This is a genomic window from uncultured Sulfuricurvum sp. (assembly GCF_937936435.1).
GTDB lineage: Bacteria > Campylobacterota > Campylobacteria > Campylobacterales > Sulfurimonadaceae > Sulfuricurvum.
This window is the reverse complement of the sequence record NZ_CALDDG010000057.1, coordinates 1-12,208: the sequence shown is the minus strand read 5'-3', so window position 1 is coordinate 12,208 and position 12,208 is coordinate 1. Positions and strand designations below refer to the sequence as shown.

Annotated in this window: 13 protein-coding genes; 3 read left to right on the top strand and 10 right to left on the bottom strand. The window is 45.0% G+C overall.

Going from position 1 to position 12,208, the window contains the following annotated elements; all coding sequences use genetic code 11:
* The first annotated feature begins 68 nt into the window (after positions 1–68).
* Positions 69–755, top strand: coding sequence for a TolC family protein (locus Q0389_RS06510; RefSeq protein WP_298692906.1), 687 nt, complete (start codon positions 69–71; stop codon positions 753–755).
* A gap of 89 nt (positions 756–844) precedes the next feature.
* On the opposite strand, the gene Q0389_RS06505 is transcribed toward Q0389_RS06510, so the two are convergent.
* A complete protein-coding gene (locus Q0389_RS06505; RefSeq protein ID WP_298692904.1) occupies positions 845–1,000 on the bottom strand; it encodes a hypothetical protein in 156 nt (51 codons plus the stop codon).
* Between the two features lie 88 nt (positions 1,001–1,088).
* On the opposite strand from Q0389_RS06505, the gene Q0389_RS06500 reads away from it, so the two are divergent.
* Positions 1,089–1,322, top strand: a complete 234-nt coding sequence (locus tag Q0389_RS06500) for a hypothetical protein (RefSeq protein WP_298692902.1) — start codon at positions 1,089–1,091, stop codon at positions 1,320–1,322.
* Between the two features lie 125 nt (positions 1,323–1,447).
* Positions 1,448–1,915 (top strand): c-type cytochrome, encoded by a 468-nt coding sequence (locus Q0389_RS06495; protein WP_298692900.1) that lies wholly within the window; start codon positions 1,448–1,450, stop codon positions 1,913–1,915.
* Here Q0389_RS06495 and Q0389_RS06490 read toward each other — a convergent pair.
* The 9 genes from Q0389_RS06490 to ileS form a co-directional block, all read right to left on the bottom strand.
* Complete coding sequence (locus Q0389_RS06490; RefSeq protein ID WP_298692898.1) at positions 1,904–2,923, bottom strand: HD domain-containing phosphohydrolase; 1,020 nt, start codon at positions 2,921–2,923, stop codon at positions 1,904–1,906. The two genes, Q0389_RS06495 and Q0389_RS06490, sit on opposite strands and share 12 nt — an antisense overlap.
* 10 nt (positions 2,924–2,933) lie before the next feature.
* Entirely contained in the window at positions 2,934–3,611 is a 678-nt protein-coding gene (locus Q0389_RS06485; protein ID WP_298692896.1) for a HesA/MoeB/ThiF family protein, read from the bottom strand.
* 23 nt (positions 3,612–3,634) lie between these two features.
* Complete coding sequence (locus tag Q0389_RS06480; protein WP_298692894.1) at positions 3,635–4,426, bottom strand: carbon-nitrogen hydrolase family protein; 792 nt, start codon at positions 4,424–4,426, stop codon at positions 3,635–3,637.
* Positions 4,426–4,620: an exodeoxyribonuclease VII small subunit gene (gene xseB, locus Q0389_RS06475; protein ID WP_298692892.1), complete on the bottom strand. Its 195-nt coding sequence runs from the start codon at positions 4,618–4,620 to the stop codon at positions 4,426–4,428. Before xseB ends, Q0389_RS06480 begins: the two co-directional genes overlap by 1 nt.
* Entirely contained in the window at positions 4,617–5,714 is a 1,098-nt protein-coding gene (locus Q0389_RS06470) for a homoserine O-acetyltransferase (RefSeq protein WP_298692890.1), read from the bottom strand. Before Q0389_RS06470 ends, xseB begins: the two co-directional genes overlap by 4 nt.
* Before the next feature lie 8 nt (positions 5,715–5,722).
* A complete protein-coding gene (locus tag Q0389_RS06465; protein WP_298692888.1) occupies positions 5,723–6,994 on the bottom strand; it encodes an O-acetylhomoserine aminocarboxypropyltransferase/cysteine synthase family protein in 1,272 nt (423 codons plus the stop codon).
* A 102-nt stretch (positions 6,995–7,096) separates the two neighbouring features.
* Complete coding sequence (gene guaB, locus Q0389_RS06460) at positions 7,097–8,542, bottom strand: IMP dehydrogenase (protein WP_298692886.1); 1,446 nt, start codon at positions 8,540–8,542, stop codon at positions 7,097–7,099.
* Complete coding sequence (gatA, locus tag Q0389_RS06455) at positions 8,542–9,891, bottom strand: Asp-tRNA(Asn)/Glu-tRNA(Gln) amidotransferase subunit GatA (protein ID WP_298692884.1); 1,350 nt, start codon at positions 9,889–9,891, stop codon at positions 8,542–8,544. Before gatA ends, guaB begins: the two co-directional genes overlap by 1 nt.
* 121 nt (positions 9,892–10,012) lie before the next feature.
* Positions 10,013–12,208, bottom strand: a 2,196-nt coding sequence (gene ileS / locus Q0389_RS06450; RefSeq protein ID WP_298692882.1) for an isoleucine--tRNA ligase, incomplete at its 5' end; no start/stop codon positions are given.

Below are 12,208 nucleotides of genomic sequence, written 5' to 3'. Positions count from 1 at the left end.
CCACCGAGATCTACACTCTTTCCCTACACGACGCTCTTCCGATCTAAGAGGCCACATTTAACCTCCTCTTGGGGCGAAACCCTGCCAGAGTCGAGACAAACGCTCTTGATTCCATTACCCTCCCCGAAGTGCCGGATGCACTCCCAAGCTCGATCCTGCAGCACCGACCGGATATCGCTTCTGCAGAGCAGAACCTGATTTCAGCTAACGCACAAATCGGTGTAGCTCGCGCACAGTACTACCCTTCCTTCAAACTAACGGGTATGTTAGGAGTACAGAGCCTGGAACTCAGCGATTTTCTCTCTAACCCCGCAAGATTGTGGGAGGTTGCTCCATCGGTGAGTGTGCCGATTTTTTCAGCAGGGCTTATTGCCGGCAAAATCAAAACGGCGGAAGCCGATCGGGATCAAATGTTGGCAACCTATAAAAAAGCCATCGTGAGTGCCTTCAATGATACCGACAATGCTTTGGGCCAGACACAAAAAGCAAAAGAGCAGGTCCAATATCAGGCTAAAAGTTCCTCTTCCATTAAAAAGGCATTGGAACAGGCCAAATTGCGTTATCAGGTCGGTACGATCTCGTATGATGATATGCTAAGCGTTCAGCAGCAATGGCTCCAAGCTGAACAAAGTTATATTATCGCCAAACAAAATGCATTGGTATCGACGATTTCTCTCTACAAAGCATTGGGAGGCGGATGGGAAGAAGAAAACTCTGCCGATATGATTCCCGATTTGCTTCCGGCAGGTCGATAAGTCTTCCTCCTTCTCCTCTATTTTCTCCGAATTTTTCGGAGAATCATCCGCATACATCAATCTTTTTAACACTTACTTTCTTCTTCTTCTTAAATGCCTCCAAAAAGGAAACCATCGGTAAATAGACTCAAAAAATCAAAAAAAATCAAAAAACTTACTCTAAATTTGTCACTTTTTCTCCCTTTTTTCAAACCGTTTTGAGATTTTTTTGATCCTTCGAAATGCCCTATTTCAGGCACTTTCAAAAAAATATTGTAATTTTAAACAAAATCTCTTGACAAGAGTGGGGTGAGTAGTGGTATACTTCCGCCATATTTTTTAAGGAGCCTTACCATGTTGAAAATCGTTTCTGCGTTGCTTTTAGCTGCTATGTTTATCGGATGCAGCGAGTCTGCTACTACTGAAGCACCTGCTGCTACAGAAGAAGCTGCTGCACCTGCTGCTGAAGAAGCTGCTGCACCTGCTGCTGAAGAAGCTGCAATGCCTGCTGCTGAAGAAGCTGCTGCACCTGCTGCTGAAGAAGCTGCACCGGCTGCTGAAGCTGCTCCTGCTGCTGAAGCTAAATAAGTTTAGCATCCGCTACTCTTGTTTCGCACTTCGGTGCGAAATACCCTCTTTCCCAACTCATTCTTTTAAAACAAAATCAAACTAACTTATCGTAAAATATCCTAAATTAGAATAGGAGTATTTTTATGAAATATATTCTTCCCGTTATTTGTTCCGTGATCCTAGCCGGATGTAACAATGCTTCCGATACCGTTGAGACAAACGGCGAACCTGTCACAGCCGAAAAACCGGCTCCAGTCGAAGAAAACGTTACCGAGCCAACAGCGACAGAAGCTGCCCCATCAGAGACAACGACACAAACATCGGATACACCGAAAGCCGTAGAGCCGAAAACTACCGAAACGGCTACTGTTGACGGAGCAAGCGTATTCAATCAAAAATGTGTTTCATGCCACGGAAGCAAAGCCGAAAAATCGGCACTGGGCAAATCACAAATTATTGCAGGCTGGGAAGAGCAAAAAATCATCGACGTGCTTAAAGGCTACCAAAACGGAACCTACGGCAAAGAGATGAAAATGATTATGCAAGGGCAGGCAAAAGGGTTGGATGATGCTCAGCTCAAAGCCGTAGCGCACTATATCTCAACTCTTTGATAACAATCGGATAAACGTATCCGTATAGACTTCATCGAATTGTTCCCTCATCTCCTGTTTTATAAGCAGGAGAGCTTCATAACTGCTATAGTTTTGACGATAAGTGCGATGTGTCGTTAATGCGTCGAAAACATCGCACATTCCGATTATACGGGCAAACTTCGGAATAACCTTGCCGCGAAGTCCTTGCGGATAACCCGTACCGTCAAGCTTTTCATGATGAAACAAAATACCGCCAACGATATCCTTATCGTCAATTTTGTTCATTTCCAAAATTGTATATCCCATTTGCGAATGACGTTTAATTATTTTATACTCATTTTCATCCAACTGTTCCGGCTTAGCCAAAAGGATAGGATCGATGTGCATTTTACCGATATCATGCAATAATCCCGCGTAAGCAAGATTCTTTAATTTTTCATTGGGTATATCGCTGTATTTACCGATAATAGCCGCAAAAAAAGCAACATTGACACTATGATGATAAGTGGTGTAATATTGAGGCAAAATATCGAGCAATAACGGCAGGATATTGATAGGAACATCGACGGAACGTATTATTTCCGTCACGCACGTCTTAAGTGCGTCTATCGGCATTTGGTCGTTTGATCGTTCAAAAATATATCGCATTAGATCGGATGTCGTTTTATATACCGTCTCCAAACGTTTTTCGACGGTACTGATATCCGATACCGTTTCACTGAGTTTTAATGCATATACTATAATCTCTTCGCCGGTTATGTTTAAATAGTCATCTTCACCTTTAAAATAAAGCGTCGTATAAACGTTTACTTTCTCCATATCATGTTTCAAAACATAAATGACTTTATGCTGCTGGATTTTTTTTACTAAACTATCGGTGATAGCGCTTCCGGCTTCAATAATAATGACATAATCATCAAATCGTTTGATAAAGCAGTCAAAATCGATAATTGTATCTTTTTGGAGAATCTCAGGCTTGATTTGCGTATATTTATGATTTATTACCCTTCGCACTACTCTATGCAATCACAGTCCTTCATTTTTCCATTTTGGGAAGAGCAAACTTTTGGGTTATCAATTCCCCTTCTCCATTAAAAAAAAGATAATACAAATAGTCTTTTTTGACACTTAAACCTGCCAAATACCGTAATGCGAGGTTTGCCTGCAACGAAGCGATATGCATCACGATCGGTGCGGCGATACCGGCAGGAGTTTTTTGGGTGATTTTAAAGAGCTCATTAAACGAAGCCTCTTCGAAGAAGCAAACCTGACCGTTAAATGCCTCAACCGATCCGTAAATCCACGGCAGATGAGAGGATTTGGCATACATATTGATCGCACCGCGTGAAGGGAGATTGTCCGTTGCATCGATAATCAAATCAATCTCTATATTTTTTTCGGTGAATTCTTCAAAACGGCATACATGCGCGTAAGCTTTTACATAGGGGCATCTCTCGTTAATCACCTCTGCGGCTATCTCTGCCTTGTATTTCCCTTCATCCCCCGTCTTAAATGCAATCTGGCGATGGATATTATGCAGACTCACTGTATCGAAATCGACCATATGGATCGTACCGATTCCCGAAGCACCTAATGCATACGCCAACGAAGAACCGAGTCCGCCGCTTCCGATGATCGCGATACGTTTTGACTGCAAAGCAGCTTGCGTCTCTTCTCCCCATAGTTGTACTTGCCGATGGAAATAATGCATCATCGTCTGCCTCCGATCAAAATTCGTTATTTACGCTTTCTCAAAGCCTCTTTAAATCCCCACCCTTTACGTGACTCGCTCAAACTTTTGCGGTCGAGATCGACGATCAAGAGTTCCTCCGTGTTACCGAGATCCGCTTCGATCTCTCCATCCGGCGAGACCACCATCGAATCGCCGTAAAATTTCCAGGCATGTTTGTCATCAAAATATTCACCGATGCGGTTAGCTCTGAGAATGTAGCAATTATGGGTAAAGGCGCGCATTTTGATCAGTTCGCGCCATCGGTTATGCGATTCGAATGTAGAAGCGCTCGGGACTAAAACCGCATCGACCGCTTTCGAACTCACCGCATCCCACAACGGATCGAAATGGAGCTCGAATCCTGCCATTACCGCAAATTTAAATCCCTCCAAAGCAAAAATCATCGGAGGCTTGACCGGTTCGATCGGATTATTAAAAAATTTTTCTTCGTTCCAATGGGGATAATTGATCAAAAACTGCTGTGGATAATAGCTGATACTTCGACCGTTTATTTTCGCAATTGTTTTAGTGCACTCTTTCTTTTTGACCGTGACGATCGGAGCAACGAAGGTCAAATCGTATTTTGAAGCCAACATCTTCAAAGTCTCCACCTGATGAGCACTTTGTTCCGCAATCATCGAAACGGGAGTATGAACCAACTCTTTGAAAAAAGGGTTCAGGAGATACTCCCCCAGCAACATAAGTTTAACCCCTTTTTGATGTGCTACACGAGCATAGCTTTCGAGTTTGCTGCTCCCCATTCCGATGGAGGGAAGTTGAAGGATGGCGATACGCATTATTGCTCCTGATTCTTGATGATTTGAATCTGCAGTTGGGCTTTTTCCAACATATTTTCAGCCGATTTAAGCTCTTTCATCCCCTCTTCGTATGCTTTGACGCTTTCATTCATCGGCAAGGCCGGGTCCATCAGTTTTTCTAAAATCGCTTTCGCATTGGCAATCTTCGTTTCAAAATTCTCTTCTTCCATCATAATGCCTCCCGTACGTAGTGTTCGATTTTATCGATTTCAACCAAGAAGGCGTCGTGCCCGTAGTCGCTTTGAACCTCGAAGTAATCGCTGTTGGTTTTCCCGATAGCACACATCGCCGTATGGATGCTCTCCATTTCGGACGGGAGAAAAAGGATATCTTTTTCGAACCCGACGAGATACAGTTCCGCCGTAATTTTCGAGAGGGCCTCTTCGATCGAATCGAATCCTCTGGAGAGATCGTGAATATTAATCGCCTTGGTAATATAGAGGTATGACAGCGGATCAAACCACTTGGTAAAATTGTATCCGTTATACTCAAGATACGATTCGACCTGAAACTTTCCGAACAGTTCGTACAAACCGTCTGTCCGTTTGTACTCCCTACCAAATTTTTTAGCCATCGACTGATGGGACAAAAAGCTGATATGCCCTGCCATCCGTCCGATCGCCATACCGCTGAGACCGTTTTCACGAACCACTTCAGAATCATAATAGCCGTTTTTAAATTCCGGATCTTTGAGAATCGCTTCTTGGGCTACTTTATTAAAGGCGATTGCCCACGGCTGAGTCGCGGCCGTTGTCGCCATTGCAATAATTTTTTTCGCAAAATTGGGGAAAAAAACACCGAATATCAATGCCTGCATTCCGCCCATCGATCCGCCGATCACTGCATGTACCTGATGAATTCCCAGACGGTCAAATAAGATTCTTTGCGCTTTTACCATATCTAAAATAGTAATAACCGGAAACTTATACCGATACGGTTCATTATACGGATAACGCATCGACATTGGCCCGGTACTGCCAAAACAGCTTCCGATGACATTGGTACAGATCACGAAAAAACGGTCGGTATCTACCGCTTTGCCCTGTCCTATAAGACCATCCCACCATCCGGGTTTATTGTCTCCTTCATAGGTTCCCGCCGCGTGATGGGAACCTGTGAGGGCATGACAGACCACAATCACATTATCTTTCGCTTCATTAAGTTCTCCGTACGTCTCATAGACGATATCGTACGGTTCAAGAATACGCCCGCTCTCCAAATAGAGCGGGTTCGTAAAATGTTCTTTATGAGTCTGTAAATTTAACATAACTGCCTTTACGCGTTAAATGCCTGTGTCAAATCATCGATCAAATCTTGTGCTGCTTCCAAACCGATACTTAACCGAATCAGACCTTCGCTGACCCCAGCTTTTTTCAATTCTTCTTTACTCAACTGCTGGTGCGTAGTAGATGCGGAATGGTTAATAATCGACTTGCTATCTCCGATATTGGCTACAATAGAGAAGATTTCTACGCTATCCAACACTTTTTTTGCCGTTTCAAAATCATCTACCTCAAAACTGAGCAATCCACTCGCCCCTTTAGTGAGGTATTTTTCTGCATTCTTATAACTTTTATCCGACGATAGTAATGGATAATTTACTTTTTTAACTTTCGGATGTTTTTCAAGCCATTGTGCAATACTTAACGCACTTTGAGAATGTTGTTTCATTCGAAGGAATAATGTTTCCACTCCTTGAATAAATAACCATGCATTAAAAGGGCTGAGAACAGCCCCTGTATCACGCATTAAGACCATTCTAGCTCTGAAAGTAAACAAAATACCACTAACAACTGAATCGGCAAAAACCAATCCGTGATAGCTCACTTCAGGCGTATTAAAATCAGGATAACGGGGATTCCCTTTGATTTTATCCGCAAGATTTTTTCGCTCGACAATCAATCCGCCAATTGCAAGCCCTTGCCCAGTCGTATATTTACTTGCACTGTGAACAGCAACGTCTACACCCAGCAATAGCGGCTGACACAGTACAGGGGTGGCTACCGTATTATCAACTATTGTCACTATACTATGTTTGTTAGCGATGGCAATCAGAGCATCAAAATCCGGGACATCGATGCTAGGATTTGTAATACTCTCAAAAAAGATACATTTTGTATGTTCATCTATCAATGTTTCAACAGTGTCGAGAGAATGTATGTCAAAATAACGTGCTTCAATCCCTAGACGTTTTAAGGTTTGAGAAAAGAGTGTAACCGTTCCGCCATATAGCTGATTCGCAACAACAATATTATCACCGGCCTGCGCGACATTCAATATGCTGTAGAATATAGCACTCATTCCACTTCCTACAGCCAGTGCGCCGCTTCCGCCCTCCAAAGCTGCAAACCGTTTTTCCAAAACTCCTGTTGTCGGATTTCCGACTCGGGTATAAACGTTATCCGTCCCTTGTTGGAGATTAAAGCTGCTTGCAGCAAAATCAGCACTGCCAAAATCAAATGCCGTACTCATATAGATCGGTACTGACATCGTCCGTTGAGTATCTTTAGTATATCCAGCATGTAGCGCTTCGGTTTGAAATTGCATAATCATCCTTTACATTGTTATATACAATTGTATCGTCATCCGATATTTTTTCCCTTCTATCCCTATTGAATTAATCAGGATAGCTATTCGGGAAAACAAATCTTAAACGTGATAGTTCGGAGCTTCCTGGGTTATAATAACATCGTGCACATGAGACTCTTTGAGCCCAGCGCTGGTAATTTCGACGAATTCCGCTTTTTCCCAGAATGCACTGATACTTTCACTACCGCAATATCCCATAGAAGAGCGGAGTCCACCCATCATTTGGTGCACGACTGCCGCGATTGTTCCACGGTATGGGACACGTCCTTCAATACCTTCAGGAACCAGCTTATCAGCAGCCGTACCTTCTTGGAAATAACGATCGGTTGAGCCTTTTGTCATCGCACCGATAGAACCCATTCCCCGATACGATTTGTATTGGCGCCCTTGATACATGATCGTATCACCGGGGGATTCTTCCGTCCCGGCGAGCAATGAACCGGCCATGATTGCGCTGGCACCGACGGCAAGCGCTTTTGCGATATCACCCGAATAGCGGATACCGCCGTCGGCAATGATCGGAACTCCGTATTTACGCCCGACGGCAGAACATTCGTCGATTGCCGAAATTTGAGGAACACCGACACCCGCTACGATCCGAGTAGTACAGATCGATCCCGGTCCGATACCGACTTTGACACCGTCAGCACCCGCTTCGATCAATGCTTCCGTCGCTTCTCCCGTTGCAACGTTACCGGCGATAATATCGATTACCATCTCTTTTTTAATCGCTTTGACCGTATCGATTATCCCTTTTGAATGTCCGTGAGCCGAATCCAGAACCAACACGTCTACCCCTGCATCGACAAGGGCTTTTGCCCGGTCAAGCTGACCGACACCGATCGCGGCACCGACACGGAGACGTCCGAAATCGTCTTTGTTAGCATGAGGATATTCAATCCGTTTTTTGATATCTTTGATCGTAATGAGACCTTTTAAAAATCCACTTTCATCGATGATCGGCAATTTTTCGATCTTGTTTTTATGCATGATTTGCTCGGCTTCTTCGAGCGTAATCCCCGCTTCTGCAGTTACGAGAGGCATCGGAGTCATGACCATATGAGCCTGTTTTTTCAAATCTTTTTCAAAACGCATATCACGGTTGGTCAAGATACCGAGCAACTTATTATGTCCGTCGACAACCGGAACTCCCGAAATTTTAAACTCGCTCATCAGCTGTTCCGCTTCGGCAAGAGTCGCATCGGGATGAACGTAGATCGGATCGATAATAATACCGCTTTCCGATTTTTTGACTTTTTTGATCTGCTTAACCTGCGTCTCGATATCCATATTTTTATGGATGATACCGATTCCGCCCAAATGCGCCATAGCAATCGCCGCGCGATATTCGGTAACCGTATCCATCGCAGCCGATACCATCGGAATATTGAGTGGAATATTACGGGTTAGCATGGTTTTCAGATTGACCTCTTTCGGAAGAACTTCTGAGTATTTAGGGATGAGCAATACATCTTCAAAAGTGAGCGCGCGTTTACGAATATTCATCAATTATCCTTTGGTTTTAGTTGGTTTTCGAGACTCAAAGCCCCGTTAAACAGTGTTTGCTCCGCATACGGAGCAGCTATTAGCTGAAGACCTACCGGCATACCGTTCGAAGCGGTATCGATCGGCAATGAAATAGCAGGAAGCCCCGCTAAATTGACCGAAATCGTATAAATATCGCTCAAATACATCTCGAGCGGATCACTCAGAGCGCCGAATTCATACGCCGTGCGCGGAGCGACCGGACTGAGGATCAAATCTGCCTCTTCAAAAAGTTTATTATACTCCTCTTGAATCAATCGGCGCACTTTTTGCGCTTTGACATAGTAAGCATCGTAATAGCCTGAAGAGAGAACAAAGTTGCCCAGCATGATACGGCGTTGTACTTCGGCACCGAAACCTTTTGAGCGGGTTTGCAAAAAAGTGTCTTTGAGATTATCTCCCTCTACGCGGTTACCGTAACGGATACCGTCGTAACGGGCAAGATTAGTAGTCGCTTCCGCCGTTGCCGTGATGTAATAGGCTGAAATATCGTATTTAGGATCCATCAGCGTTTTTTCGATGATCGTATGTCCGGCATTCTTAAGCGCTTCCACCGCTTTAGCGTATGCTTTACGGACTTCTTCGGACGCATCTTTGACATATTCCGGGAGAATAGCAATTGTCAATTTTACAGAAGAATCGAGCTTATCACTTACTGTACCGTCATTTCGATCCGCAGAGGTCGAATCTCTCGGGTCATACCCTTGGATGATATCATACAGAATCGCTGCATCTTCGACGTTTTGTGTCATCGGCCCGATCTGATCCAATGAACTCGCATACGCCCCTAGACCGTAACGGCTGACACGTCCATAGGTCGGTTTCATCCCGACGATTCCGCAAAATGCCGCCGGTTGACGGATTGATCCGCCGGTATCGCTTCCCAGTGCCGCTACCGCAAGGCCTGCCGCGACTGCCGCAGCCGAGCCGCCCGAACTTCCCCCCGGAACACAGTTATGGTTCAACGGATTAAGGGTTTTACCGTAACAGCTGCTCTCTGTCGTTGATCCCATCGCGAACTCATCCATATTGGTTCGTCCGAAAGGGGACATATTTGCAGCTAAAAGCTTCTCGATGACCGTAGCATTGTACGGTGCGATATACCCTTTTAGAATGTTAGAACCCGATGTGACTGACCATCCGGTTACTTGGATATTGTCTTTAATCGCGATCGGAATCCCTTCACCGACATTCTCGACATCGATATAAGCATTGAGTTCAGGATACGCCGCAATCTTCGTTTTTAATTCTTCTTTGAGTGATACAAGCTCTTCTTTCGAGAGTTTTAACGCCTCTTTAAGTGTGATCATACACTTTCCTTTCTACGTTTTGCTTGTTTTACCATCGCGATTCCGATGGCGATTACGATAAAAATCACTCCGACCGTCAGAGCAATAAAGCTCAGTGGCACGGGTTGCGTGACATCGATCATTATGCAACGACCTGCGCACAACGAGGGCAAAGAGTTTCTTCGTCTTCGCTATGGTATTTCCAGCAGCGCGGACATTTGGCTTTCGAAGCTAAAGCAATATTGAATTTATCTCCCTCAATCTCAAACGTCCCCAATATATCTTTGAGTTCGCAAGCACACCATTTGGAGATAACGAGATACTCTTCGATATCCGCTTTTTTCATCGCTTTTGCAACCGTTGACGTTGTAGAGATAACGAGTTCCAGCGTATTTTTAATCACTTTCTCTTTTTTCAATCCATCCACAATCTCATTGAACTTTTCACGGATTACTTTCATCGTCGCTTCATCCCAGCTGCTTTCAACACTCTCGATCGCAGCATAGGTCACATCGAAAATATCGTTAGCTGAGCCTTTGATGACTGAGGGAGCATTTTCGAAAATTTCATCGGCGGTATACGTCAAAATCGGCGCAATCAGTCCCAACATCGATTTAGCGATAATCGCCATGGCACTCTGGGTTGAACGGCGCTCCGCCGAATCAGCGGCATCACAATACATACGGTCTTTCGTAATATCGATGTAAACACCGCTGAGCTCATTAACGATAAAATAATTCAGACCGCTCATACCATGAACAAAGTTATATTCTCCAAACAGACGATGGGTTTCGTCAAAAACCTCTTTGGCTTTAGAGACGATCCATTTATCGATTTCACCCATTTCACTGTACGGTACGATTTCCTCTAAACCGTCCAAATTCGCCAACATAATACGAAATGTATTACGCAGTTTGCGGTACTGTTCCGCGATTTGTTTGAGGATATTATCGGAGATTTTCAAATCCCCCTGATAGTCGCTCATCGCTACCCAAAGACGCAGAATTTCGCTTCCGTACTGGCTGAGTACTTTCTCCGGTGCAACAACGTTCCCTTTGGATTTCGACATCTTCTCACCCTTCTCATCAACGGTAAAGCCGTGAGTGAGAAGCGCTTTATACGGAGCTACGTGTTCCACCGCCGTACTTAAAAAGAGTGAGCTTTGGAACCATCCGCGATGCTGGTCTGAACCTTCGATATACAAATCGGCAGGATATTGCCCTGCATCGTAGTTACGTGATTTAAGCACCGCATTCCATGTTGAGCCGCTGTCAAACCATACATCCAAAATATCGGAGACTTTTTCAAGTTCATCGGCCTTGTATCCCGATCCCGGATACAGGAGTTCTTCGATGCTCATCGAATACCACGCATCGGTACTGTGCATCTCAAAAATCATCGCGATGTAATTCAATACCTTCTCATCGAGGATCACTTCTCCCGTCGCTTTGACGCGGAAAAATGCGATCGGCACACCCCAGTCACGCTGACGCGAGATACACCAGTCAGGGCGGTTTTCGACCATAGAGCCTAAACGGTTACGCCCCGATTCGGGGTAAAACGCCGTCTTTACCACTTCTGCCTGCGCGATTTCGCGAAGTGTTTTCCTCTCCCCTTCAGGAGTTCCGTCAACGCTGATAAACCACTGTTTCGTTGCACGATAAATGAGCGGCGTATGACTTCTCCAACAGTGCGGGTAGGAGTGACGGAATTTGGAGACTTTCAATGCACTCTCACCCAAAAGGGCGATAATCGGCTCATTCGCTTTGAAAATATGGGTTCCGACAAACTCTTCCGGATTCGGGAGAAGTTTTTCACGGACTACCGTCTGATCGTAACACCCCGTTTCATCGACCGGCATCACCACTTCGAGGTTATAGCGAAGACCGACACGGTAGTCGTCTTCCCCGTGCCCCGGTGCGGTATGAACACACCCCGAACCGTTCTCCATCAATACGTGTTCCCCGAGAACCAGATGCGATCCTCGCCCGTTGAGCGGGTTGATCGCATAGCTGTTTTCAAATTTTTTCGCTTCGATTTTTTGTACGACGGTTCCGCTGAAAACCCCCTCTTCGATCAGTGCGTTGTAGCGCTTTTCAGCAACGATGTATCCATCGGATGTACGGACATACACTTCATCAGGGTTTAGAGAGATCCCCGTATTGGCTGGCAAGGTCCACGGTGTTGTCGTCCAGATGACGATCGCCGCTTTTCCTTCGATACCGACACGTACTTTTGCATCGTCATTAAGCTCAAACGCGACATAGATCGAGTAGTCCTCTTTGTCCTCGTATTCGACTTCCGCTTCGGCAAGAGCGGTACGTTCCGCCCAGCTCCA

Excerpts from the sequence above, each read along its gene's own strand:
- gatA (WP_298692884.1), bottom strand. The coding sequence starts at position 9,891 with ATGATCACACTTAAAGAGGCGTTAAAACTCTCGAAAGAAGAGCTTGTA.
- guaB (WP_298692886.1), bottom strand. The coding sequence starts at position 8,542 with ATGAATATTCGTAAACGCGCGCTCACTTTTGAAGATGTATTGCTCATC.
- xseB (WP_298692892.1), bottom strand. The coding sequence starts at position 4,620 with ATGATGGAAGAAGAGAATTTTGAAACGAAGATTGCCAATGCGAAAGCG.
- Q0389_RS06465 (WP_298692888.1), bottom strand. The coding sequence starts at position 6,994 with ATGCAATTTCAAACCGAAGCGCTACATGCTGGATATACTAAAGATACT.
- Q0389_RS06470 (WP_298692890.1), bottom strand. The coding sequence starts at position 5,714 with ATGTTAAATTTACAGACTCATAAAGAACATTTTACGAACCCGCTCTAT.
- Q0389_RS06485 (WP_298692896.1), bottom strand. The coding sequence starts at position 3,611 with ATGATGCATTATTTCCATCGGCAAGTACAACTATGGGGAGAAGAGACG.
- Q0389_RS06500 (WP_298692902.1), top strand. The coding sequence starts at position 1,089 with ATGTTGAAAATCGTTTCTGCGTTGCTTTTAGCTGCTATGTTTATCGGA.
- Q0389_RS06495 (WP_298692900.1), top strand. The coding sequence starts at position 1,448 with ATGAAATATATTCTTCCCGTTATTTGTTCCGTGATCCTAGCCGGATGT.
- Q0389_RS06480 (WP_298692894.1), bottom strand. The coding sequence starts at position 4,426 with ATGCGTATCGCCATCCTTCAACTTCCCTCCATCGGAATGGGGAGCAGC.